This window comes from Chryseobacterium mulctrae (assembly GCF_006175945.1).
In the GTDB taxonomy this organism is placed as follows: Bacteria; Bacteroidota; Bacteroidia; order Flavobacteriales; family Weeksellaceae; genus Chryseobacterium; species Chryseobacterium mulctrae.
Map to the genome: position 1 here is coordinate 796,043 of NZ_VAJL01000001.1, position 26,460 is coordinate 822,502.

The window sequence follows — 26,460 nt, forward strand, 5'->3', positions numbered from 1 at the left end:
TGATTATTATTTATTTTATTCTCGTTTTGTTTTTCCCAACAGTTTTTGACCTTATGAATACGGGAGACATTAAACCAGTATCCCCCGATAAATAAAATTTAACAGAATAAGAAAAAGCTTTCCAAAAAATGGGAAGCTTTTTTAATTTATTCTTTACACAAATTTATTATAAAAAATTAGGCTGGCCAATTGACCAGCCTAATCTTATAAAGAAATTTAAAATAAATTATTTTTTAATTGCTTTGATAGTTTGCTTAGAACCATCTTTCATATTCAGAATAACTAAATACATTCCTGAATTTAATTCTCTTAAATGAAGTACAGATTCTGGCTTATCAAATGTTTTAACCAATTTACCTGAAATATCTACCACAGATATAGATTTCACATTTGATACATCTGAAATATTTAACACATCTGCAAATGGATTTGGATAAGCTTTAACATTGTTTTCATTTGCAATAACTTCACCAGTAGCTAAACTAGGACATCCAGCAGAGTCAACGGTTGCAACGATTGATTGTCTTGGCGAAGAAGTACATACAGTCGTTAAATCCCAACTATAGAAGTAATAGTATGAGGTACTAGTACCACTAATATAACCTGAAGTAATATTTCCAGCCGCTCCAAGAGAATAAGGAAAACCTCCTAAAGCACTCTCTCTTATCATATAAGGACCAGAATTTGCCATCAATCTATAGCCAGTACCAACATTAATATCCCATCCTAAAACAATTGTATAGCTTACAGGAGTAGTTGTTGTTCCACCAGTAGGTAAATTCGCTGCCGGAATAGTTATAGTTTGAAGTACAGTTCCTGTACTATTAGTTAAATTAACCACTAAGTTAGTCGTAGCATTTCTCTCTAAGAAAACTTTAACAGAATTAAGTTTAAACGCTCTAGTAGCATCAAATACTAATCCATAATCACTTGCATCAGTAGCACTTACTGTCGCATATGTTGCTCTTGCCTGCCCCGCCGAAGTATTTACATACGATGCATCTGCATAATAAGTTGTAGTTGTTGATAAAGCTGGTGTAGTAAAACTAGTACCTGTTGCCACAGAAGCACCACCACTCATTCCATTATACCAATTAATTATTGCTCCCGAATCTGCTGTTGCCGAAAGGGTAGCTGAAGTATTAGGACAAACTGTTGCTCCTGTAGTGGAAAGAAGCGTAGGTGGTTGACACAATGTAGCAAAAGACACTACTGAAGTCCATGAGCTTCTATCAGGACCAATACACACTGATCTTACCCAAACATAATATACTGTAGATGATAATAATCCACTTATAGAAGCAGTAGTAGTAGTCGAAGTAACAGAGTTTGTAGCATTTAAAGGAGTTGTAAATGTCGGAGCTGTACTCGAAGTACTATAATACACCTCATATCCGTTAGCTGGAACTGTAGAAGGAGCAGTCCAAGTTGCCGTAGCTCCAGATGTTGTAATACTTGAACCAGTTATTGCCAAAGCAGTAGGTGCAAAACAAGTAACTAAAGTCGTAAAATTTCTTTCAGAACATCCTAAAGATGTGCTTGTCGCATTGTATCCACTGATAGTATAAAAATACTTTATACCATTATTTAGAGGAGTTGGTAAAGTATAAGTAAGAACATTACCTACATCAAAAGCATTTAACACATCATTCCCACCCGAAGTAGTTCCAATTGTAATCTTATATCCTGTTGCATTTGCATTAGTCGCCCAAGTGAAGGTAGGTGTCACAGAAACTCCCGTAGCAGCAGAAGCTGGTGCACTTACAGTAGGACATGCAGTAACAGTAGTAAAGTTTCTCTCCGTACATCCTGCAGTAGTGTTTGAAGCATCATAACTATTCAATGTATAATAATACTTTGTTCCCAATGCCAAAGGCGTTGGTAATGTATAAGTAGTCACATTACCTACATCAAATGCATTTAAAATATTATTACCACCTACAGTTGATCCAATAGTTAATTTATAACCAGTAACTCCTGCAGCGGCAGTCCAAGTAAATGTAGGTGTAACAGAAACACCAGTAGCAGCAGCAGCAGGTGCACTCACAGTTGCACAGCCAGCAGTAGTAAAGCTTCTTTCAGTACAGCTTAAGGAAGAGTTGTAAGAATTATAAGCATTTATCGTATAAAAATATTTTGTTCCAATCATCAATGGTGTTGGTAATGTATACGTTGTAACATTTCCAAGATCAAAAGCATTCAAAATATTATTACCGCCTGCTGTAGTACCTATCGTAAGCTTATATCCCGTAGCGTCTGTTACAGCACCCCATGTAAATGCAGGAGTAGTTGATACTCCCGTCGCAGATGATGCAGGAGCAGTCACAGAAGGACAATTTAAGTTTTTGGTTGTAAAAGAAAATTCCGTACATCCTGTAGCTGTACCGTTTACATTTGTAGGCAAAATTGTTACATAGTATAGCTTGCCATACAATAATGGAGTTGCAGCAGGTATTGTATAAGTAAGCACATTCGCTACATCAAGACTATTAAGAACATCAGTACCTCCAGGAATCGTTCCTAAATTTATTTTATATGAAGATGTCCCCACAGCTGAAGCCCAAGTAATTGTGGGAGCAATAACAACTCCAGTAGCATTATTAAGAGGAGCTGTAATGGTTGTACATGCAGGAGGAGTGTTATTAATTAATATATTTACGTTATCTACATAGATATCATCACTACCATTATCTCCGGTTGCTAAAAATCTTAAAATCGCTGTACTACTTGTTGAAGGTAAAACAAACTCTTTCATAGCCCACGCAGCCTGAACTCCTAAAGGAGAACCAATATTAGTAAAAGTGTTTCCACCGTCTGTAGATAATTGAATTTGTAAAACATCAGAACCTGTAGGATTAATATAATTAAATGCTAAAAGCCTATCACCAGAACTTCCAGAAAGATTTACATATAAATCCATGTATCCAGAAACATATAAACAGTTATAAGAATGAAATCGTGCCGTAGGCTCAGTAGCCGGAGAAGCTACTGTTGCGGTTCCGTTGACTGAGCTCCAACCCGAAGCTGAAGTAAATCCACTTAAAGAAATATCACTTTGTCTCCAAGAGTTATCGCCTCTTGATGGCCAAGTTCTCCAATATGAGGCATTAGGTAAATCTAGTGTTGAATTTCCATTTGCCCAATTAGAAAAATTTTCAGTAAAAGGAATTGTTGCATATGTAGTTGGAGCAGTAATCCAAGTTCCTGGGTTATATGTAAAGGTTAGTCCAGATGCCGGTATTGTTGCTCCGCCAGTAGTCCCTAATGTTACACTTGATGTAGCTGCTGTACCAACTGTTGTTGAGGTCCAATCAGCCCCTACTCTATTGTTAATATCAGAAGCCTCTGCACCTTTTAATCCAATCTGCCCTGTTCCGTTTGCGCTTCCCGAAGCACAAGTTCCATAAACGATAGCAATTGAATTATTTGATGAATCCAATTGAATTTGAAAATTAAGTAATTGAGTAGCAGAACCTCCGCTTACTTTGAGATCTGTAAATTGTACTACAAATTTAGAGCCTACCGTTTCATAAGCAATTTCAGAAGTTGTTGTATTAGCATTCACTAAATTCGCCGAAAAACCAGCAATTGCCCCTTCTATAGTATTTGGAGCAGATGAATCAGCTGATAGACCTGTAGTGGTTGTTGCTACGCTAGGAGTTGTACCAAAAGTGATAAACCCATTATTACTAATAAAAATAGAATTATACGTCCTCCCATTATACTTAAAGGATGGTATTGTTACCAAACTGGAAATAGCATCGGTTGAAAGAGTTGCTCCAGATTGCCAAATAGTTCGGCTGGCCGAAAGTGGTGTGTAGGCTCCCGAAGATTGTGTAAAACCATAACCATTATTGGCATTTGGATTTACAGCTGAAGGAGGTCCTACTTGTGCATAAGCTCCAGCAGTTAGAGCTAACATGCACGTTAGTAAAAATTTTTTCATACTCAGTTAAATTAAAATTAGATGGCTAAATTAATAATTATTAACATTATAATTCAAAAAAAATGTTAATTTTTTAAAAACATACTAACAATGTAGTGAAATAGATGAAATATTATTAAACAAACATTTAATTACAATCAACACTCCACAATTAAAATTATTTATAAACAATTAATTATTAGACTATTAATTCAATACAACAATCAATCTATTTAACAATAATTATTCAAAAAACTTCATTACTTATAATATATAAAAAAGTCGCAATCTGATTTAGATTGCGACTTTTTTATATATCTATTGCCAAATATTAGTTCAGATAAAACTCATATTTATTAAGAAGCTGAATATTTTTAATTAAATCTCCATTAAGATTTATCGAATGTTTCATCGATTGAACTTCAATATGAGAATCATCCTCAATATTTTTAATGTAAAATTTAAACTTTTGATTTCCTTGATTTTCATTCAAAAAATTTCTAAAGAAACTGAGATCTTCCGGCCTGAAGTCCATCACATCCATTACCAACGAAATACTTTTTGCAAATTTTTCAAAAGCTTCCTGCAACTCGATGACTTCATTTACATTAACGAATACTCTTCCATCTTTTACCTGGGCAAATTTTATTTTTAAAATCACAAAACGTTGCACTTCGAGTTTCTCCTTCAATTTCATATAATCACGATCTCCTAACCTGAAAGAATACGATCCAGAATAATCTTCCAATGTTACAAAAGCCACTTTTTCACCGCTTCTAAAGCCATCTTTCACAACATATTCTGTTATCAAACCGGCAACAGTATATTCTTTTCCGCCACCACCATTTTCTCTTTCTTTCTGTAGTGTTTTCCAGTCTTTCTTCTTTTCTTCAAACAGTTCTTCTTGTTTATTTGCAAAAGCCTGTTCTTTATAAGCATCAACTTCATCAAGATTTAAAAATCCGAAAACACCCTTTGGTTCTGCTTTCTTAGTCACTTCTTCTATAATCTCTTCTTCACCCGTTAATAATTCGTCAGACACAATTTCAATTAAATCTGCAACCTCATCCACAGAATCTTTTTCAAGAATTGGAACTTCTTCAGTTACCACTTTCGCTTCTTCCTCTTTTTCCAAAACAGATTTTTTAGAAAGACTTCCCTGCATAAACTGATACTGAAATTTAAACTCATCCAGCGGATGCGCCGAAAGATAGAAACCAATTGTTTCTTTTTCTTTATTCAACTTATGCATATTCGGCCACTCCGGACAAGGTGCTAATTTGGGCTGTTCAATCTGAACTTCATCGGCAAAATCAGCAAAAAGAGAATGTTCCATTTCATTTTTACTTTCCTGAAAACTTTGTCCGTATCTTATTAAACGTTCCAAATTAGTTTTTCCCGACATATCAATATCAAAATACTGACCTCTATGGAAAGAGCCTAATTCATCAAAAGCTCCTGCAAGAACCAAACTTTCCGCTACCCTTTTATTCATCTGAGAAGGTAAAATTCTTTCGAAAAAATCATAAACATTTTTAAACCTTCCATTGGCTCTTTCTTTGGTAATTCCTTCACTCGGACCTTCCCCAATTCCTTTTATCGCACCCAAACCAAAACGAATCTGACCTTTTTCGTTTACCGAAAATTTATATTGTGATTCATTTACGTCAGGTCCCAAAACATCAACACCCATACTTTTACAATCTTCCATAAACATGGTAATCGATTCGGTATTGTTAATGTTATTACTCATTACACTCGCCATATATTCTGCAGGATAATTCGCTTTCAAATACGCAGTCTGATAAGCAATTAAAGCATAACAAGTAGAGTGAGATTTGTTGAAAGCATATTCTGCAAAAGCTTTCCAGTCATTCCAAATTTTTTCTAATCTTTCTTCATTCAAATTGTTTTTTCTTCCTCCTTCAATGAATTTTGGATACATCTTGTTTAGAACCTCAATCTGCTTTTTACCCATCGCCTTTCTCAAAGTATCGGCTTCACCTTTTGTAAAATTGGCTAATTTTTGAGATAAAAGCATTACCTGCTCCTGATAAACAGTAATTCCGTAGGTTTCTTTTAAATATTCTTCAGTTTCATCCAAGTCATAGACTACTTCTTCTATTCCGTGTTTTCTGTTGATAAAACTCGGAATATATTTAATAGGACCCGGTCTGTAAAGAGCATTCATGGCAATTAAATCTGCAAAAACCGTCGGTTTCAGCTCACGCATATATTTTTGCATCCCTGGACTTTCATACTGGAAAATCCCAACCGTTCTTCCTTCCTTAAATAACTGATAGGTTTTAGCATCATCCAAAGGAATCAAATCCGGATCAATATAAACTCCATGTCTGGCTTTAACAATTTTTAAAGCATCTTTAATAATCGTCAAAGTTCGGAGACCTAAAAAGTCCATCTTCAGAAGTCCGGCACTTTCCGCTACCGAGTTATCAAACTGAGAAACCAAAATATCGGCATCTTTCGCAGCAATTGTAACCGGAACCAGATTACTCACATCTTCCGGTGTAATAATCACTCCACAAGCGTGAATTCCGGTATTTCTGATGCAGCCTTCCATTTTTTTTGCGCTTGACAAAACATCATGACGCGCATCACCGGGAGTATTAAGAACATACTTCATCTCATCGACAAGCATTTGCTCTTCAGGCTTTAATTTATCGTATTTCGATAAAGCTTTTGCGATGTTCATCCCCGGACTTGGAGGAATTAATTTTGCAATATTATTAGTATCAGGAATCGGTAAATCTAAAACTCTTCCCGCATCTTTAATTGCAGATTTTCCACCCAAAACCGAGTAAGTAATAATCTGTGCTACCTGATTTTTACCATATTTTTCTACAACCCATTTGATGATTTTGTCACGACCTTCATCATCAAAATCGATATCAATATCGGGCATTGAAATCCTTTCCGGATTCAAAAATCTCTCGAATAGCAAATCATATTTAATTGGATCTACATTGGTAATTCCCGTACAATAAGCAACCGCAGAACCTGCTGCAGAACCACGTCCAGGACCAACCCAAACTCCCATTTTTCTGGCTTCGTTACAAAAATCCTGTACAATCAAAAAGTAACCGGGATAACCTGTATTAGCAACAACTTCAAGTTCAAAATCAAGACGTTCTTTAATTTCAGGAGTAATTCCTGTATCAGCATATCTTTTTTTTGCGCCTTCATAAGTTAAATGCGTCAAATAAGCCATTTCTCCACGTTTCCCCCCATCAATCTCATCTTCTGCATGAATAAATTGCTCAGGAATATCAAACTTCGGCAAGAGTACATCTCTCTTTAAAGTATAAGGACTGAATTTTGCCGTAAATTCTTCATACGCATCAAATGCATCGGGATAATTGAGAAAAGCTTCTTTTATTTCATGAGAATTTTTAATGTAATATTCTCCGGTTGCCAAACCTCTTCTTTTTCCAAAGCCTTTTCCAACAGGAGTTGTCAACTTTTCGCCATCTTTAATGCAGCTTACAATATCCTGAATATTAGAATCATCTTTATTGGTATAATAAGTTTGATTCTGGGCTAATATTTTAACATTATATTTATCAGCAAAATGCAATAAAACATCATTCAAATGCTCTTCTTCAGGAAGTTTATGATTTTGAATCTGAACATAAAAATCATCTTCAAATGTATCTTTCCACCATTTAAAAAGCTCCTCCCCTTTTTGCTCACCCGTATTTAGGATCGCATCAGGAATATCTCCATGAATTCCCGAAGTCAAAGCAATCAGCCCTTCTTTATATTCAGCAATTAATTCTCTGCTAATTCTTGGAACTCCAAAATAAAATCCTTTAAGAAAACCAATACTCGAAAGTTTTGCTAAATTTTTATATCCATTAAAATCTTTCGCCAACAAAACCACTTGCGTTCTTCTGTCGGGATCGTCTTTGGTAAATTGCTTCTGCTCATAACGGTCTGAAATATAAAATTCACAACCTACAACAGGAATCAAAGGCTCAGAAACAGGCTCTTCTTCATTGAATTCCGTTCCATTTTCTTCAGCTTCCTGTTTTTTTGCTAAAAATTCTTTATGTTTTTTTAAACGGTCAGAATTGGTAGATTCAACTGCTGAAACAAATTTGAAAACCCCCATCATATTCCCCAAATCGACCATTCCGACTGCTGGAAAATTTTCTTCTGAAGCTTTCTTTATTAAATCATTAATCCCTGAAGTTGCCGTTAATGTTGAAAAAACACTTTTATTATCGAAGTTGAAATATCTTCCTAAATCAATATCATCAATACTTCCAACATCAGACTGCTTTTTCTTATTATTGAAATCCGCAACCTGCCTTCTGATAATTATTCCAAAAGGTTTTATAGGATTTGGATGCAAAGTTTTGAAATAAGCCAATTGGTCTTCCGAAGTTTTCAAAACCTCAGCAGGAATAATCCCGATACGCATCATTTCGAAGAAAACCTGAGCTGTAGCATTTACATCGGCCGCGGCATTGTGTGCTTCATCAAATTTATGGCCGTATAACTTTTCATATAACTCTTCCAATTTTGGAGATTTATACTTTCCACCTCTTCCACCACCTAGCTGACAATAATTTGTCCCCAGAATCATGGTATCGGCCTTGGGTTTTTCCTGAAGATTATCCTGAATATTTTTTCTGAAAAATTCGGCACCTACAATATTGTAATCAAACTCAACATTATGTCCGGAAACTACTCTTACGCGCTCCAAAATTTTAGAAAACTCTTCTAAAATCTCTTGCAGATCACGACCTTCTTCATTGGCAATTTTAGTAGTAATACCGTGAATTCTAGCAGCATTAAAGGGAATATCATACCCTTCCGGTTTTATTATATAATCTTGATTTTCAAGTAAATTACCCTCATCATCATGTAATTGCCAAGCAATCTGCACCATTCTTGGCCAGTTGTCTGAATCTGATAGTGGAGCATTGAAATTTTTTGGTAAACCTGTGGTTTCTGTGTCAAAAACTAAATACATGTATTTTTTCTAGCTTTTATTAAAAAAAGAGAATGTAAAGTTACTTCAATTTTTATAATTTTTTCTGATAACTTTATAAAAACAACTCCCTTTTTTAACATCATAAGAAGTATATCAAAAACAACAATTTTAATAAAAGAACTAAATATTTTTTTACTAATTTAATAATTTTACTCACAGAAAGTTATTAATTCATATATTTGTCACTCATAATCGTGTAATAATTTTTTATAATCTATCATGAAAAAACATTTACTTTTAATAAGTACATTGGCAATTTCTCTTATGAGCGCGCAAAGTAACGATGCGCTAAAGAGAGATTTTGAAAGACAGAATAGAGAGAACAATGCTAAATTTGACTCTTATGTTGCAAAACGTTATGGAGCTGATAAATCTCCAGAAGTTTTAAAAGAAATAGAAAAAGAGAAAGCAAACCTTGCTGGCTTTTATCTTAACCAACCTTATTTTTACCAACTTGATGATACAAGACAAGTTTCAAATTCTAATGCTGATGTCTTAAATGCTGGTGGGAGTATAGCTGGTTTAACAGGTACTTTTAATGGAGAAGGTATTAAATACACTGTTTTTGACGGTGGTAGAGCAGCTGCATCACATGCAGCTTTCAATAATACAACAAATGGTGTAGCAAGAATTAACAACAAAGAAGATTCTTCTCAACCATATTCAGATCATGCAACAGGTGTTTCAGGGTTTATCGGTTCTAGAAGTGTGAATTTAACTACAGGAACACCACCTGTATCTGTAGGAAATACAAAGGGAATTGCAATTAATTCTATTATGGATAATTATAGGTTTGCCACAACTACTTTACCAGCTCCTAACAATTTAGCACCGAGTACTGTTTTTGATAAAATTCTTATTGCACAACCTAAAATATCTAATCATTCTTATGGCGTTAATGCGGGATGGAGAGAAACCAATAGTAGTGTTTCGCCTTACCCTGTTACTGGTTATTATTGGGATGGCTATATACAAAACGGACTAATTTTTGACTTAAATGGTACATATTGGAGTAATGATTATAATTATGATAATATAGTTTATAACAATCCTTCTTACATTATTGTTAAATCTGCAGGAAACTATTTTGGTATGGGACCTAATGCAACATCTGGTACCGCTCCAAAATATTACAAAAGTGGAAATAACTATGTTACATTTGCAGCCAATGCAACCTTACCTGCCGATAACTGTGCTTTAGGTCATGACTGTATTGGTCCTGGTTCTTTAGCGAAAAATATCATTGTAGTAGGAGCAACTGATATTATTACAAGTAATAATTTTAAATATACTCAGGCTAGCGATGTAATTAGGTCGAGTTATAGTAGTGCTGGGCCTAGAGATGATGGAGGAATTAAGCCAGACATATCTACTACCGGAACTAATGTATATTATCCATCGACTGATACTAATGGTGCTACTCTATATGCAGGCGGAAGTGGAACATCTTTTTCAGCTCCTGTAGTTACTGGAATTATTGGTCTTTGGACACAAATCAATAAACAATTATTCAATAATATTGAACTTAATGCTGCTTCCGCTAAAACCCTAATGATTCATTCTGCTTTGGAAGCTGGAAACGTAGGTCCAGATCCATGGTTTGGATGGGGTTTCATCGATGCAAAGAGAGGAGCTGAATTACTAGTTGGAAAATCAAATAATTCTATCATATTTACTGATGAAACGCTTACTAGCGGAGTAATGAACTCCAAAACAATAAAAGCTTCTGGTTCTGAACCTTTAAAGGTTACTATAACTTGGATTGATCCTCAATTTGATTATCCTGATGAATTTATTAGCGACATTTATAATAATAGATCCTCAAGATTAGTAAATGACCTCGATCTAAGAATCATTGACACTACGACAAATACTATATACCAACCTTGGAAATTGGATGCGAATAACCCAATGGCTCCAGCTACAAAAGGCGACAATACAGTAGACAATGTAGAGCAAGTAGTTATAGATAATCCAGTGGCTGGTAGAACTTATAAAATAGAAATTACCAATAAAGGGACACTTGTAAATAATGCTACAACTCCTATATTAACGCCTCAAAACTATTCTATAATTGTTACAGGGTTCAATGAAGTTTTAGGAACAAAAGATGCTACAAATCCAACAAATGGAATTGTTATCGCACCAACTCTTACAAAAGATGTTGTAAACATCTTAAAAGCACCTAAAAAATCTAGCTACACAGTATATGATTTATCTGGTAAGAAATTACAAAATGGAGTAATCAATAGCGCTCAAGAAACAATTAGTTTATCTTCTTACACCAATGGTATCTATATCATTGAAGTAAAAACTGATAAAGACGTTATTTCTAAGAAAGTTATCAAAGAATAATTATAACTCAGATATAATTTTACGCAAAACACTAACACTTGTTAGTGTTTTGTTTTTTTATGTATATTTGCTTCCTATGGAAAATACACTTCACGAGAAAGTTTCAAAAGATATTTTGCTTAAAGCGTACAATCACATGATGCTTGCAAAAGCAATGGCAGATATTTATGAAGAGAACAGAAATGTTACTAAATATGTTCATAGCACATCAAGAGGTCATGAGGCTATTCAGTTGGCAACGGCTTACCAATTAAAAAAAGAAGACTGGGTTTCTCCTTATTATAGAGACGAAAGCATTCTTTTGGGAATAGGTTTTCAGCCTTACCAATTAATGTTACAATTATTAGCTAAAGCAGATGATCCTTTTTCTGGGGGGAGATCTTATTATTCTCACCCTTCTAGCAGAGATGAAGACAAACCAAAAATTATTCACCAAAGTTCAGCAACCGGAATGCAGACAATTCCGACTGCGGGTGTTGCACAGGGAATAAAATATATTCAGGATTTTAATTTACAGCAATTTGAAAACAATCCTGTGGTTGTTTGTAGTCTTGGAGACAATTCTGTGACTGAAGGTGAAGTAAGTGAAGCGTTGCAATTTGCAGCTTTACACCAGCTTCCTATTATTTTCTTGGTTCAGGATAATGAATGGGGAATTTCGGTTACCAAAGAAGAAGCAAGAACTTGTGATGCCTATGATTTCGTAGCCGGATTTGAAGGTTTGGGAAGAATGCGTGTTGACGGAACAAATTTCGTTGAAAGCTTCGAAGTGATGAAAAAAGCTGTCGATTTTGTAAGAGCAGAAAGAAAACCTTTGGTTGTTTGTGCAAAAACAGTTTTAATTGGTCACCATACTTCCGGAGTGAGAAGAGAATTCTATAGAGATGAAGAAGATTTAACGAAGCACAGAGCAAAAGATCCGGGAGAAATTCTGAGAAATCAATTGCTGGAATCTGGTGTTGATGAAGAATTATTAAAACAAATCACTAAAAAAGCTCGTCTTGAAGCTGAAGAAGCATTCGAAAAAGCTCAAAAAGCTGAAGACCCGAAGCCTGAAACAGTGATGCAACATATCTTTGCACCAACTCCTATCACAGAAGAAGTAGGAACTCGTGAACCGGAAGGTGGAGAAAAAATCGTGATGGTAGATGCAGCTATTCACGCTATTCAAGAAATCATGTGGAAACATCCTGAAGCATTGTTGTACGGACAGGATGTTGGTGAAAGAATTGGTGGAGTTTTCCGTGAGACAGTAACTTTAGGGAAGAAATTCGGAAGCAAAAGAGTTTTCAATACAGCAATTCAGGAAGCTTACATCATTGGCTCTACAACCGGAATGAGCGCAGTTGGTTTGAAACCGATTGTTGAAGTACAGTTTGCAGATTATATTTATCCGGGAATCAATCAGTTGATCACGGAAATTTCAAAATCTAGTTATTTAAGTCAGGGTAAATTCCCTATAAGCAATATCATCCGTGTTCCGATCGGAGCTTACGGCGGTGGTGGACCTTACCATAGTGGAAGTGTTGAAAGTATTTTAGCGAATATTAAGGGTATTAAAATCGCTTATCCAAGCAACGCAGCTGATTTCAAAGGTTTATTAAAAGCAGCTTATTACGACCCGAATCCTGTTGTTATGTTAGAGCATAAAGGTTTATACTGGAGCAAAGTTCCCGGAACTGAAGATGCTAAAACGATTGAGCCTGCTGAAGACTATATTTTACCTTTTGGAAAAGGAAAAATAGTAATTGAAGCAGATGATAAAGAAATTAAAAAGGGAAATACTGTAGTGGTAATAACTTACGGAATGGGAGTTTATTGGGCAAAAGAAGCCGTAAAGAACTTCGGTGGAAAAGTGGAAGTAATTGACTTAAGAACTCTTATTCCATTGGATGAAGAATTAGTTTTTGAAAGAGTAAAAGCACACGGAAAATGTATCGTTTTAACGGAAGAACAACTTAATAATTCTTTCGCTGAAGCCTTTGCACACCGTATTTCTAAAAACTGCTTCAAATATCTTGATGCGCCTGTAGAAACGATAGGATCGCTTGATACTCCTGCAGTTCCAATCAATTTAATTCTGGAAAAAGAAATGCTTCCAAATGCCGAAAAGCTTACGAAGAAAATTGATGAAATGCTGAAATATTAATTCAGACAAAAAATAAATAATAAGACCTCTAAAATTTTTAGAGGTTTTTTTGTACGGTTTTTGCTAACTTGGTTATACAAAAATTTTACAATTAAATGATCACTACAAAATACGTCAATTACAGGCAGGTTCTTAACTTATCAGGATTCCACTTAATTTTAATTGCTGTTTGGTGTACTTTGATTGCAGTACTTTTTCACGTTTTTCATTGGGATTGGATGATTATTCCCTGGGTTCCGGTCGCTTTGATTGGTACAGCAGAAGCATTTTTGGTCGGTTTTAAAAATAATCAGGCATACGACAGGTTGTGGGAAGCCAGAAAAATTTGGGGCGGAATTGTCAATTCAAGCCGTTCGTTTGCGACTATGGTTTATGCTTTTGATACCAACAATGAAAATTTAGGAAAGTTTGATATTGAAGACCGCAAGAAAAAAATTGTTCACCGTCATATTGCATGGCTGTATGCTTTTCGTGAGCAGCTTTTGGTTCCAGCTGAATGGGAGCATATTAAAGTAGAGGAAGAGCATTTCAAAAACATCGATCACAAACGAAATCGTTTGATAAAGGCAGGTTTTCCGGATTACGGAAGAACTCCTATTTTCCTCAATAAATATTTATCTGAAGAAGAAGCTGAGCTACAAAATCATTATAAAAACTTTGCAACTTACCTTATTGCTCAGCAATCGAAAGATGTGAATGAGCTGAAAAATATGGAAGCCATTTCAGAATTCAACCAAATACAGTTACAAGATTGCCTTAATGAATTTTATACTTTGCAGGGACAAGCCGAGAGAATTAAAAAATTCCCTTTACCAAGGCAGTTTGCGAGTACCGCTTTTGTTTTTAACGTTATCTTTATTATGCTGCTTCCTTTAGGTTTGGTGAGCGAATTTGCCAAGCTAGGAGATTGGGGGATTTGGGCTTCTATTCCTTTCTGTATTACGATTGGCTGGATCTATATTATTATGGAATTGGTGGGTGATTATTCTGAAAATCCTTTCGAAGGATTGATGTTTGACATTCCGATGCTTGCAATTTGCCGAAGTATAGAAGTTGATCTTTTACAAATGGGAGGTGACAAAGATTTACCAGATGCAATCACTTCTAAAAACGGAGTTTTAGTTTAATTTTAAAGCTAAATTCTAAAATACGAACCACTTTACAGCCCGACTTGAGCGGAAATCCTTTTTTGTTGGTTGAGCTTGTCGAAACCAACAAAAAAGATTGGGAGCGGAAGGCGGAAAAAGCTGCCAAAAACATAATAACCACGTTCGATGGTATACTACAAAATAATTTTGGTTGTATTTTTCACTTCAGAGATCGTGAAAGAGCTGTGTGTACTTGCAATATGCTGCAAAGTCGTGAGTTTGGTCACCATAAAGTTCCTGTAATCATCCATATCTTTCAGGCAGATTTTCAAAATATAATCGTAATCGCCACTTACATGGAAGCATTCGGTGACTTCCTGTAGATTCATTACTTCTTTTTCAAACTGCATCACATATTCTTTTTTGTGCTGCGTTAATTTCACATGGCATAAAATCAAAAATTTTCTGTCAATTTTTGTCTTGTCAACCAAAGCTACATATTTGGAAATTACACCTGAATTTTCGAGCTTTCTGATGCGTTCATAGACCGCAGTAACCGAAAGACCAAGCTTGTAAGACAGTTCTTTGGTGGTTTGCTTACAGTCTTCCTGTAAATATTGCAATAGTTTTTTATCGGTTTCATCAAAAGTCATAGATAATATTTTACTAAAATTTATAATAAAACAAATATAACCAACTTAAATTCTACAAAAATAATATTTAATAGTTTTATTTTCTAAATATTTAAATTTTAGTTGTTATATGCATTGGAAATATTCATTTTTAAAACAAAAAAATATGAACCATTTCAATGCGGCAAATGAAATACAGGACCTTCAGTATTTCGGAGAATTCGGAGGCGTAAATCCTTCAATTTCTGACAGCTCAACGTATACTTTTCTTTCAGCGAAAACAATGTTTGATACCTTCGAAGGTAATGCAGAAGGTTGTTATCTATATTCAAGACATTCATCTCCGATGAACCTTTACCTTTCTGAGGCTTTAGCAAAAATGGAAAATACTGAAGCTGCCAATGTTACCGCTTCAGGAATGGGTGCGATCACTTCTGTTTTGATGCAGGTTTGCAAATCGGGTGACCATATTATTTCAAGCAGAACAATTTACGGCGGAACGTATGCTTTTATGAAAAATTTTCTGCCGCCTTTCCAGATCGAAACTTCATTTGTAGATATCAATAATTTTGAATCTATAGAAAATGCTATTAACGAAAACACAAAGATTATATATTGCGAAAGTGTAAGCAACCCTCTTTTGGAAGTTGCCGACCTTAGAAAACTTTCAGAGATCTGCAAAAGACATAACCTAAAACTTATTGTAGACAATACTTTTTCTCCACTTACCATCTCTCCTACTCTTTTGGGAGCAGATATTGTGATTCACAGTTTAACCAAATTCATCAACGGAAGCAGTGATACTGTGGGTGGAGTTTATTGTGCAAGTCAGGAATTCATAAATGACACCAAAAATGTAAACAACGGAGCGTGTATGCTTTTGGGTCCTACAATGGACAGTTTCCGCTCGGCAAGTATTCTTAAAAATTTAAGAACGCTTCATATCAGAATGAAACAGCACAGTCACAACGCTTTATTTTTAGCTGAAAGATTTGAGGAAGATGGTTTAAAAGTTTCATATCCGGGTTTAAAGTCTCATAAAAATCATGAATTAATGAAAAGCATGATGCATGAAGAATACGGATTTGGCGGATTACTGACTTTAGATGCAGGAACAACAGACAAAGCCAACGAATTGATGGAAATGATGCAGCAGGAAAACCTAGGTTATTTAGCGGTAAGTTTAGGCTTTTATAAAACATTATTCTCATGCTCCGGAAGCTCAACTTCATCAGAAATTCCTGAAGAGGAACGTGAAGCAATGGGAATTTCTGACGGATTAATAAGATTCTCAATCGGTCTCGACCACGATATCGAACGTACCTACGAAAAGATGAAAGAATGCATGCTCAAAACAAGCGTTCTAAACCATGAAATCACTTCATCCATATTTTAATTATTGTATAAAAGCTGTCAAAATTTTGACAGCTTTTATTATTTTTCTTGAAAATTTCGGATTCTTAATGTCATTCTGATCGTAACGAAGTGAAGTGAAGAATCTTTTTATACGCTGAGATTCTTCCTTCGTCAGAAATCAAAGATTCGGCGTAGCCAATGACAAACTATAGTTTAAACTTTATGAAAATGTTTCGGAAATGCATCTTCAGGTTTCATTTTTAAAACATTTAATAATGTCCACGATTTTAAAAAACCATATCCATAAGAAAACATTTGAATATACGTTGAAATCACCGCCATTGCGCCAATTGCTATATTTTTAGTAACAATGGTAGCATGAATTAAAACCATGAAAGTGTACAACCCGAAAAGAGAAAGGATAAAACCTTTTCCTAACATAAAATATTCAATAAATCCTAAAACGTAACCTAACAAAAACAAAGTTGGAAATGCGAAAGAAATTTTCACGTAATCAGGATGTCTTTGATTAAGGATCGGTCTTGCACAACCAAACTGATAGACCTGTTTTGAAAACTTTCCAAAGTCTACTCTTCGTTTGTGATACACTGCAATAGTATCAAAAAAAGCAGTGGTAAAACCATTTTCCCAAAGCGTCATTGAAAGATCCGGATCTTCACCAATTCTCATCTCCGAAAAACCACCTACTTTTTCAAAAACCTCTTTTTTCACGCCCATATTGAAACTTCTCGGCTGAAATTTTGAAACCGCTTTTTTATTTCCTCTGATTCCGCCAGTTGTAAAAACAGAAGTCATAGAATAGGAAATCGCTTTCTGCATCAGATTAAAACCTTTATGCGCTTTATCGGCTCCACCAAAAGCATCGCAAGGAATTGTAAGAATATCTTTTTTAATATTTTCAATATAATCTTTCTCTACAATCACATCACTGTCTACAAAAACCAACCAATCATTTGAAGCTCTTTTTGCGCCGTAATTTCTCGATAAACCAGGTCCTGAATTGGTTTTTTTGAAATATTTTATATTTAAAATTTCTTCGAATTGATGGATTGTCAGTTGTAAATCAATCAAAGAACCATCATCAACGATAATCACCTCAAAGTCTTTATCAGTCTGAGAATTGAGTGAATTTAATAGCTCGAAAAGTTCATCTTTTCGGTTGAAAATAGCAACAACGATGGAAATAGTAGGTTTCAAATTGAAAATTTTTCAAAATTAACCATTTTGCGAGACAGTTTGCAAATGTAGAATTGAATTGTTTGTTAAAAATAAAAAATAGTTACTTTTATAAAAAAATTTCATGTCAGATTTCCGACTAAAAGTTTTTCTGGAAGTAAAAAAACATCTGAATTTCTCTAAAGCTTCTGAAGCTTTATTCATCACGCAACCTGCAGTGAGTAAACACATCAAAACTTTGGAAGATGAGTTGGGAGTTCAGCTTTTTGAACGAACCAAACAAGGCGTGAAATTAACTTTGGAAGGCGAAAAATATTCGGCTTTTGCAGAAGAGATTATGAATCTTTACGAAGAAGGAAAGTTCGTCATGAATCAGGTTAAAAACAAATATGACGGAACCCTTAAAATCGGAGCAAGTACAACCATTGCACAATATATTCTTCCAAAAATTCTTGCACAATTTGCTTCTCAACATCAAGGAATCGAGATTACTTTATTCAACAATAATACAGAAGAAATTGAGAATTTACTGATTCAGAAAAAAATTGATTTAGGATTTATTGAAGGAATTTCCGGAAAATCTCAGCTGAAATATGCCGAAATTGGAAAAGATGAATTGGTGTGTACCGTAAATGCAAATCATCCTTTAGCCAAAAGAAACAGTTGTTCTGTTCATGATATTTTGCAGTTTCCATGGGTGTTTCGGGAGCAAGGTTCCGGAAGTTTGGATGTTTTGAATGTTTATTTAAAACAAATTGGAATTCACAGAAAAGACATTCAAACAGAAGCCTATCTTGGAAGTACCGAAAGCATAAAATCGTATTTAAAAGTATCAGATTGCATTGGTTTTGTTTCCGTTTATTCTATAACAGACGAAATTCTTGCCGGAAAACTAAAAATTTTAGATATCGACAACTTAGAAATGTTGCGTTCCTTCTATTCTGTAGAACTTCATGGTTCATTAAAAGATATTCCAAAACTGTTCTTAAACTTTTTAAACAATAACATAAAGTAATAATAGATAATATTTTATCATAAATGAATGTGATTTAGTTTTCTGAATTTTGTATAAAGAAATTCATCGTTATGATACAAAACATTTCACCTTCGCTCAGAAAATTTATTTTCTTTTTTGCTTTATTTATTTGCTTACTTCCATTTATAGATGCTCCTTTAGCATTGGTATTAGGATTTTTGGTTTCGTCAATTGTTCCGGATTCGTTTAAAAAATATCAGGGGAAACTCACTCATTTTCTATTACAATTTTCTGTGGTTGGTTTAGGATTCGGAATGAATATCCACGAAGCAATGAAAGCCGGGAAAGAAGGATTCGTATTTACAGTGGCATCCATATTTCTCACATTAAGTGCAGGAATTCTTATCGGAAAGTTTTTGAAAATACGAAAAAATACCTCTACCTTAATTTCTGCAGGTACTGCAATTTGTGGCGGAAGTGCAATTGCTGCAATTGCTCCGGTTATAAACGCTGACGAAAATGAAACTTCAGTTTCTTTGGCGACTATTTTTGCACTCAATTCTATTGCGTTATTTCTCTTTCCTGTTTTAGGACATCTTTTAAACATGGATCAGCATCAATTTGGACTTTGGTGTGCTGTGGCGATACATGATACGAGTTCGGTTGTTGGTGCTTCTTCAAAATTTGGGAATGAAGCTCTTAAAATTGCAACGACGGTAAAATTAGAACGCGCATTGTGGATTATTCCTATAAGTTTACTCTTTGCTTTTATTAATAAAAAGAATGGGACTGGTAAAATAAAAATCCCCTATTTCATTTTTTTGTTTGTATTGGCAATTGTAGCAAGTTCTTATATTCCTGCTGTGGAAGCTATTTCCGGAAACATCGTTTTTCTTGCTAAAAAAGGTTTAACCCTTACTTTATTTCTTATTGGTTCAAACATGAGCATCACTGCTTTAAAAGCTGTTGGAATTAAACCTTTAATCCAGGGTGTTTTGCTTTGGGCGCTTATTTCTGTGGGAAGTTTGTTGGTTATTTTGTGGATTTAAATATTTCTTATATGTCTATCATTTTTGATCATAATAAAAATTTTGACGCAAAGAGCGCAAAGATTTCTTTAAACAATTCACTGTTTTTAAGCTCGCAAAGGCGTTTGACTTCGTCTAATCTTCGATTTCACTTAACTAAGCATACAAAGACTTTTCTAATATGACAAAAAGTGCACAATAATAATTTCTTATTTAAATTTCTTTTAAAGAACATTTTAAATTAATTTGATTTATAAAATTTGTTACGCTGATTTTGCTGATTACGCAGATTTATTTTTGCATTTTCAAATCTTTAAAACTTATTGGAGGTCAAAAATTAATTAAAATTAGTATCTTAATTTTCTCTTAAAATGTTTACGCCAAAATGGAAGAAATTAAAATTTATATAGATTATATTGCCCGAATTATTGAAGTTATCGGGGTACTTACAATTTTCGCCGGAGCAGTAATCGCTTTAATAAAGTATTTATTTTCTATTCAAAGTACCAATCCCAGATCTTATAAAATACTAAAGCAAGAATTAGGAAAAGCAATTTTATTAGGTCTTGAGATTCTTGTTGCAGGAGATATTATCGCAACAGTAGTTACTGAACCCACAATTGATCGGCTTTTAGCTTTAGGATTAATTGTGCTCATCCGTACTTTTCTGAGCATTTCTATTCAGGTTGAAGTAGAGGGTAAATTTCCTTGGCAGAAAAAAGAAGAAATTTAAACTGTTTTGTAAAAGAAATAAAAGTATTTTCTAAAAGAAAATTCCTGATTGGTAATAAATGAATAGTACAAAAGAAATCACCAACAAAATTACCGAACCACTAAAAAAAATAAGTTTAAAAAGACTTTTAAAATAAAAAAGCCCAAGATGATAAAGTGAAAAAAACAGAATAAAAGAAATAGCAAAACCGATAAGAGTACAAATTAGTACACTTTGTATATAATTTTCTTCCGGAAAAGGATCTTTAAAAACAATAAAATAAAGAATGGAAGCGATCACAAGAAAGCTTCCACTCCATAATTCTGTTGTGTATTTTGATTTTTTTGAAGGCTTTTTAGAGCCTGCAGATTTTGAAGATGAATTTTTAGAAAAATCCAAAGTCAGTAAATCTACAAGCGCATCTAAGCCATCAAAAATATTAAAAGGCATATTCTTATTCTTCTTTATTCTCTAATTTATGAAGTTTTTTCGTTCCTTCATACATTTCATACTGTAAAAATCTGGTTTCCAGTTTTCCGTTGAAAAGTTTTATTTTTCTTGAAGGTCGAAGTCCGATTTTCTTTACCGCTTCCAGGTCTGAAGAAATCAACCAAGCCAAAGTATTTGGATAATGTGTTTTGAAAGTATCTCCTATTTTCTTGTAAAAATCATCATCATTAATAGAAATTCGCTCATCGTAAGGCGGGTTGAAGACCATCAATAACGGGAATAAATCTTTTTTAGAATCAAAGAAATCTTGTCTTCTTACTTCGATTACATCTTCCATTTCTGCAGAAGCTATGTTGGCATCAGCTGCATCCAGCATTCTTCCGTCGATATCGTATCCTACAATTTTACCTGTAAATTCTTTCACACGATTGATTCTTACTTCTTTTATTTTTGAAAATAAATCGGCATCATAGTTTTTCCAGTTTTGGAAACCAAACCTTTTTCTGAAAGTCTGTGCCGGAAGATCCAAAGCAATCATTGCCGCTTCAATTAAAAGCGTTCCTGAACCGCACATTGGATCAAGAAAATTTCCTTTTCCGTCCCAACCTGCCAATTGCAGCATTCCGCTTGCCAAAACTTCGTTGATTGGAGCTTCACCCTGCTCTTTTCTGTAACCTCTTTTAAATAAAGCATCTCCTGAAGAATCTAGTGAAATGGTCACCAATTCTCTGTCGATGTGCAAATGAAATTTGATATCCGGAGATTTTGTTTCAATACTTGGTCTTTTTCCGTATTTATTTTGGAAATAATCTACGATGGCGTCTTTCATTTTAAAAGTCATAAACTGAGAATGACTGAATCTTTCTGAGTTTACGGTAGAATCGATGGCAAAAGTCTGATTGACATCCATAAATTCGTCCCATTCAAATTTGAAAAGTTTATCGTAATATTTGCTTTCGTTATAAGCCTTAAACTCGTCAATCGGCACCAAAACTTTTAATGCAGTTCTTGCTGCGTAATTGACTTTATATAAAAAACCTAAATCACCTTCACAGTTTACTGCGCGGTTTTTAAGTTCTACATTTCTTCCCCCTAGTTTTTTAACTTCCTCAGCAAGAATAGGTTCTAATCCGAAGAATGTTTTTATCTGAATTTTTAGATTTTCTGTATCCATTTTGCAAAAATAGTCATTTTAGTTGTTGGTTGTCAGTTTATAGTTGATAGAAATCGCTCTATCTTATAAAAACCATCAACCAACAACGATGTACCATCAATCAAAAACACTATTTTTGCATCATGGAATGGTTTGAATCTTGGTTTGATACCCCTTATTATCACTTATTATACAGCAACAGAGATTACACAGAAGCTGAAAATTTTATCACTAAGCTTACTTCAGAGTTAGAGCTTTCTCAATCGGCAAAAATCATTGATCTTGCTTGTGGAAAGGGAAGACACTCGGTTTTTCTTAATAAATTGGGTTACGATGTATTGGGATTAGATCTTTCCCGCCAAAGTATTGAACATAATAAAAAGTTTGAAAACCAAACGTTGATTTTTGATGTTCACGATATGCGAAATCCTATTGATTACGATCCTGTAGATGCGGTTTTTAATCTTTTTACAAGCTTCGGATATTTTGATAATGAAGAAGATGATAAAAAAGTTTTTCAATCGGTTTGCAATGCTTTGAAAAAAGATGGCTATTTTGTTTTGGATTATCTGAATGAAGAGTTCGTTAGAAATTCTTTAGTTCCGGAAACCGTTATCAGCAGAGAAGGAATTGATTTTAAAATTTCTAAAAAAATCGAAGACAGGCATATTATTAAAAATATAAGATTTGAAGCAGACGGAAAATCTCATCATTTTTTCGAAAAAGTAAAGCTTCATACTTTGGAAACCATTAAAAACTATGCTGAAGAAAGCGGTTTTGAAAGAGTTAAAATCTGGGGAGATTATCAATTGAATGATTTCAATAAAGATGTTTCGCCACGTTGTATCAATTTATTTAAGAAAAAATAATGATTTTCATTCTTCTTATTTTAAGTGTTGTTGCCGGAGTTTTACTCGGTAAATATTTTGGACAAAAAGAAAAATTTTCCAAAAATCTATTGATCTTAAGTGCCGGATTTTTAATTACCATTTGTTTAAATGAAGTTTTCCCGCAGGTTTATACTTCAGACATTGGTAATCTTGGGATTTTCGTTATTGGCGGAGTTTTGCTGCAGATGATTCTTGAAGCTTTGACGAAGGGTTTCGAGCATGGGCATTTTCATCATCATGGAGAAAGCAATATTCTTCCGATGGCATTAATGGTCGGACTTTTTATTCATGCTTTTATTGAAGGAATTCCTTTGGCGAATGAAACGAACCCGTTTTCACCTTATCTGTTGGGAATTTTGTTTCATAACTTGCCTATTTCTTTTATTTTGGGAGCATTTTTATTTAACAGAACAAATTCAAAAATATCTTATCCTTCAATATTAATTGTTGCGTTATTTGCTTTAGCATCACCGTTTGGAATGCTTTTAGGAAACTATTTTAATCCAGATTGGCAACCTTATTTTTTAGCTATTGTAGGTGGAATCTTCCTGCATATCTCTTCTGTTATTATATTTGAAAGTAATAAAAACCACAATATTGATTGGTCTAAAATAGGATTGGTTATTTTGGGAGTTTCATTAGCTTTAATGATGCATTTATTTCATGATCATTCGCATGTAGGACATCATCATTAAATTTAAATTTTGCCACGAATGCACGAATATTTCTTGAGCATATTAATAATTTATGCATTCGTGGCAAAATTTCCAAAGCTGATTAATTTGAAGTACAATAAAAAATATAGAAAAAAGTAAAAAGGCTTCGAGAAATTTTCCCGAAGCCTTTTTTATATTTTAGAAATAGTATTTTAGAATTTCCAACCAACAGTTAGGAAGAAATTATTTCTGATATTCTTAACATCTGAAACTACTGAATTTGGCGTAGCTACATCAAAATCGCCTGAATAATATCCTGTTCCGAAGCTTTCGTTTCCGCTTAAGAAAGGATTTTTATATTTAGAACTGATGTTTTGATATGCTGCATCAACATAGAATTTACCGAAATCATATCCGATACCTGCACCAATTGTGTTTCTTGCTCCTAAAATCAAATCGCTGTAATTAGTATCTCCAGCTTGACCATTATTAGAATAAGCACTTATCGTCATTGCGTCAAACGGGCTTGAAGCGTAAGAATAACCACCTCTCAATCTGAAAGCTTTGATTCTATATTCTGCACCAACTCTTACTTCTGATAAATTTTTGTATGAATCGCTAAAGAAAGAATTCAATTCAGTTTCTGCAGCACCCTGAACTTTATATTTAGGTTTCGTTAATCCCAAAGTATAATCTACGTTAATTGCAAAATTCTTTGTAGGAACAAAAGCACCACTTAAAGTAGCTTTCATAGGTGATCTGAAAGATCTGTCTTCAGTAAAATCATCATAATAAATTAATCCGTCAGATCCTGTATAATAATCTGAGTAGATTCTATCTATATTCCACCATGTTGGAGTTTCAATTGAAGCTCCCAATCTAAACTGATTAGTAATCTTACCAATTACCCCTAAAGTCGCAGAAAAACCGTTTGATTTTTCAGAAAAAGGAGTGTATTGTTTATCAAATGAATAGATTGTATTGTCTAAATCTAACCCAAAATTGGCACTGTCATATTGCTCTAAATCTGCATAATGCATATTAATACTTGCACCAAGATATAAAGAGTTGTTGTAATTGGCACCTACCCCAAGATTAAATTTAGTTTGAGTTCCGTATCTGTTATAAGCATGCCCCAAATAAGCAAGATTACCTACCACTGCATTTCCTGAACCGTCAACAAGATTTTTGGGAATCGAAATATTGGTATTTCCCCCAGTTTCTACATAGTTTTCAAGTGACTGTGTAGAAATACTTGCTCCCAAATTAATAAACTTCCAAGGAGTTTCTGTCATCAACTGAAAAGCTGCAACACCACTTGCATTTCCAAGATTTCCTTTAGTAATATTATAATTAACTGAAGATCCTGCTAAAGTGCTTGTATTTTTATTACCTGTAACGGATAAAGTTGCGGAAAAATCACCTGCAATTGCAACACCCAAACCTGCCGGGTTGGTAAGAAGCGATGTAGCATCACCTCCCAAAGCTCCGTTAGACCCTACCATTGCATTAAACTTTGATGATCCAACCATTGGTGTGTTTGAATAAACATCAATTGAATTTCTTATCGTTGATATATCCTGAGCCTGCAAATAGAATGCTGCAGTCACACCTATTAATACTAGAGATTTTTTTAACATTATTTTTTTTAATAGTTATTAAGTTGAATATTATCTACCACCTGATCTGAAACCGCCGCCTCCGCCGGATCTCATACCTCCTCCGCCTCCGGAAGAACCACCTCTGAAACCGCCACTGCTACTTCCAGAATTAAAACCTCCTGATCTGAAACCTCCATTATCACTCGGTCTTGTACTTTCATTTCTATATCTTGGCTGAGATTGTTGCTGATTGTAGTTATAGTTTGGTCTTGTAGATCTTACACCGTTATTCATATTAGGTCTCATGCCATTATTAGGATTACGATAACCTCCGTTGTTAGTTCTATACCCTCCATTATTCATATTGGTAGGCTGTCTGTAAGAACCAGCTCTCATACTTGAATTATTATTTCTGAAACCAGCTCCGTTATTATAAGCGCTTTTTAAAGCAGAATTATTCGTTCTGTAAGCTCCAGGTCCAGAAGTGCCAAATCTACCGTTTGCTCCACTTCTTGCATAAGGAATTCTGTTATAGTAACCACCCCATCCCCAATAAGGATTTCCGTAGTAACCACCCCAGTAAGGATTATATCCCCAATAATTATTCCAACCATAGTTCCAGCCCATTCCCCAATAAGGATTGTAGCCTCCCCATCCCCAAGAGTTACCCCAGCCAAAAGACATTCCCATGCCCCAACCAGATCCCCAATAAGAACCGAAGCCTCCGCCCCAACCCCAAGGTGAACCCCAACCCATCATTCCCCACGAATTGTCGTAGTAGTTGGTTTCGTTTCCTGCAAAATTACCCCAGTCAGAATCGGTAGCATTACTATTCCAATTGGAGTTATTCCAGTTGCTGTAACGATTATCTTGTTGAGCAGCATTTATTTGAGCGTTTTGAACCAGATTAGAGTCATCCTGATAATAATCATAATATTCTCCTACTCTGTTTCCTTCATTACCATTGATGATGACACCTTCCGGCAACGTATCTTTATTTGGGTCATAATACACCCCATCAGTCTCGCTATATCCACCCATCTGTGCACCACAAGACATTAACAACAATCCACTTGCAACGGCTAAAATACCTTTCGATTTTAGCATTCCAAGTAAATTTTTATGTATATTTCTTTTCATGATAATGTAAAAATTTTTAATTTAAATTATATTTGCATTCTGTACCAAAAATATACCAACTTATTGGTAACAAAAATCTATCAAAAATAGATCTTTATTTTTAGATTACATAATTTTAGAAAAGTTAAAATA

General features: G+C 34.4%; 17 protein-coding genes. 9 read left to right on the plus strand and 8 right to left on the minus strand.

Annotation, left to right across the window (positions count from 1 at the left end; all coding sequences use genetic code 11):
• Window positions 1-226: 226 nt before the first annotated feature.
• A complete protein-coding gene (locus FDY99_RS03485) occupies window positions 227-3,922 on the minus strand; it encodes an Ig-like domain-containing protein (protein WP_162304133.1) in 3,696 nt (1,231 codons plus the stop codon).
• A gap of 334 nt (window positions 3,923-4,256) precedes the next feature.
• Window positions 4,257-8,924, minus strand: a complete 4,668-nt coding sequence (dnaE, locus tag FDY99_RS03490) for a DNA polymerase III subunit alpha (RefSeq protein WP_139419200.1) — start codon at window positions 8,922-8,924, stop codon at window positions 4,257-4,259.
• Between the two features lie 240 nt (window positions 8,925-9,164).
• Here dnaE and FDY99_RS03495 point away from each other — a divergent pair, with 240 nt between their 5' ends.
• The 3 genes from FDY99_RS03495 to FDY99_RS03505 all read left to right on the plus strand — a co-directional run bounded on the left by FDY99_RS03495 (window position 9,165) and on the right by FDY99_RS03505 (window position 14,576).
• Entirely contained in the window at window positions 9,165-11,300 is a 2,136-nt protein-coding gene (locus FDY99_RS03495; RefSeq protein ID WP_139419202.1) for a S8 family peptidase, read from the plus strand.
• Window positions 11,301-11,376: 76 nt separating this feature from the next.
• Entirely contained in the window at window positions 11,377-13,449 is a 2,073-nt protein-coding gene (locus FDY99_RS03500) for an alpha-ketoacid dehydrogenase subunit alpha/beta (RefSeq protein ID WP_139419204.1), read from the plus strand.
• A 95-nt stretch (window positions 13,450-13,544) separates the two neighbouring features.
• Window positions 13,545-14,576, plus strand: a complete 1,032-nt coding sequence (locus FDY99_RS03505) for a bestrophin family protein (RefSeq protein ID WP_139419206.1) — start codon at window positions 13,545-13,547, stop codon at window positions 14,574-14,576.
• Between the two features lie 155 nt (window positions 14,577-14,731).
• Here FDY99_RS03505 and FDY99_RS03510 read toward each other — a convergent pair whose 3' ends face one another.
• Complete coding sequence (locus FDY99_RS03510; RefSeq protein ID WP_074231604.1) at window positions 14,732-15,190, minus strand: Lrp/AsnC family transcriptional regulator; 459 nt, start codon at window positions 15,188-15,190, stop codon at window positions 14,732-14,734.
• Window positions 15,191-15,335: 145 nt separating this feature from the next.
• Between FDY99_RS03510 and FDY99_RS03515 the strand changes: the two genes are divergently transcribed.
• Entirely contained in the window at window positions 15,336-16,565 is a 1,230-nt protein-coding gene (locus tag FDY99_RS03515) for an aminotransferase class I/II-fold pyridoxal phosphate-dependent enzyme (RefSeq protein WP_139419208.1), read from the plus strand.
• A 173-nt stretch (window positions 16,566-16,738) separates the two neighbouring features.
• Here FDY99_RS03515 and FDY99_RS03520 read toward each other — a convergent pair whose 3' ends face one another.
• Window positions 16,739-17,743, minus strand: coding sequence for a glycosyltransferase (locus tag FDY99_RS03520; RefSeq protein WP_139419210.1), 1,005 nt, complete (start codon window positions 17,741-17,743; stop codon window positions 16,739-16,741).
• Between the two features lie 103 nt (window positions 17,744-17,846).
• On the opposite strand from FDY99_RS03520, the gene FDY99_RS03525 reads away from it, so the two are divergent.
• The 3 genes from FDY99_RS03525 (at window position 17,847) to FDY99_RS03535 (ending at window position 20,459) form a co-directional block, all read left to right on the plus strand.
• Window positions 17,847-18,737 carry a LysR family transcriptional regulator gene (locus FDY99_RS03525; protein WP_139419212.1) on the plus strand — a complete coding sequence of 297 codons (891 nt, stop codon included), beginning with the start codon at window positions 17,847-17,849 and terminating at the stop codon, window positions 18,735-18,737.
• A gap of 71 nt (window positions 18,738-18,808) precedes the next feature.
• Window positions 18,809-19,747 (plus strand): YeiH family protein, encoded by a 939-nt coding sequence (locus tag FDY99_RS03530; protein WP_139419214.1) that lies wholly within the window; start codon window positions 18,809-18,811, stop codon window positions 19,745-19,747.
• 364 nt (window positions 19,748-20,111) lie between these two features.
• On the plus strand, window positions 20,112-20,459 hold the full coding sequence (locus FDY99_RS03535) for a DUF1622 domain-containing protein (protein WP_074231599.1): 348 nt from the start codon (window positions 20,112-20,114) through the stop codon (window positions 20,457-20,459).
• A gap of 30 nt (window positions 20,460-20,489) precedes the next feature.
• Here FDY99_RS03535 and FDY99_RS03540 read toward each other — a convergent pair whose 3' ends face one another.
• A complete protein-coding gene (locus FDY99_RS03540; protein ID WP_139419216.1) occupies window positions 20,490-20,888 on the minus strand; it encodes a branched-chain amino acid ABC transporter substrate-binding protein in 399 nt (132 codons plus the stop codon).
• Between the two features lie 4 nt (window positions 20,889-20,892).
• Entirely contained in the window at window positions 20,893-22,062 is a 1,170-nt protein-coding gene (locus FDY99_RS03545) for a THUMP domain-containing class I SAM-dependent RNA methyltransferase (protein WP_139419218.1), read from the minus strand.
• A 122-nt stretch (window positions 22,063-22,184) separates the two neighbouring features.
• Between FDY99_RS03545 and FDY99_RS03550 the strand changes: the two genes are divergently transcribed.
• Together FDY99_RS03550 and FDY99_RS03555 are read left to right on the plus strand one after the other, a co-directional pair.
• The gene (locus tag FDY99_RS03550; RefSeq protein WP_139419220.1) at window positions 22,185-22,910 is read left to right on the plus strand and encodes a class I SAM-dependent DNA methyltransferase; all 726 of its coding nucleotides are present in this window, start codon (window positions 22,185-22,187) and stop codon (window positions 22,908-22,910) included.
• The gene (locus FDY99_RS03555) at window positions 22,910-23,626 is read left to right on the plus strand and encodes a ZIP family metal transporter (protein ID WP_076563050.1); all 717 of its coding nucleotides are present in this window, start codon (window positions 22,910-22,912) and stop codon (window positions 23,624-23,626) included. Before FDY99_RS03550 ends, FDY99_RS03555 begins: the two co-directional genes overlap by 1 nt.
• Window positions 23,627-23,799: 173 nt before the next feature.
• Here FDY99_RS03555 and FDY99_RS03560 read toward each other — a convergent pair whose 3' ends face one another.
• Window positions 23,800-25,227: an OmpP1/FadL family transporter gene (locus FDY99_RS03560; RefSeq protein ID WP_139419222.1), complete on the minus strand. Its 1,428-nt coding sequence runs from the start codon at window positions 25,225-25,227 to the stop codon at window positions 23,800-23,802.
• A gap of 30 nt (window positions 25,228-25,257) precedes the next feature.
• A complete protein-coding gene (locus FDY99_RS23620) occupies window positions 25,258-26,328 on the minus strand; it encodes a prolyl-tRNA synthetase (RefSeq protein WP_139419224.1) in 1,071 nt (356 codons plus the stop codon).
• Window positions 26,329-26,460 lie beyond the last annotated feature (132 nt).